1 protein-coding gene is annotated in these 385 nt (G+C 36.9%); it reads left to right on the forward strand.

Translation table 11 applies throughout. The annotated features are described in order from the left end of the window. Window positions 1-213: 213 nt before the first annotated feature. On the forward strand, window positions 214-385 hold a 172-nt coding region (gene cspD / locus SB717_RS34030; RefSeq protein WP_212574369.1), incomplete at its 3' end, for a cold-shock protein CspD.

Raw genomic sequence — 385 nt, forward strand, 5'->3', positions numbered from 1 at the left:
TACTAGGATTATAAAAAATGATGGAATGAAAGTGTTCTCATTTGACGTTTTCGATATAGCATGATATAGTGAAAGCACTATTGAGCTACATAATGTGGTACGGAAATAAAGCACGTTGTATTAAAGGCTGTAAGCTTGTTATACATTCATGTCCTTTATATCCACCTTTTCATGTGGATTCATAGTTTCATTTTTATTTAGGAGGTACATGACATGCAAACAGGTAAAGTTAAATGGTTTAACGGCGAAAAAGGTTTTGGCTTCATCGAAGTTGAAGGCGGAGAAGACGTATTCGTACATTTCTCAGCTATCCAAGGCGACGGCTTCAAAACTTTAGAAGAAGGTCAAGAAGTTTCTTTCGAAATCGTTGAAGGAAACCGCGGAC

It is taken from the genome of Priestia sp. SIMBA_032, assembly GCF_046535215.1.
GTDB lineage: Bacteria > Bacillota > Bacilli > Bacillales > Bacillaceae_H > Priestia > Priestia aryabhattai.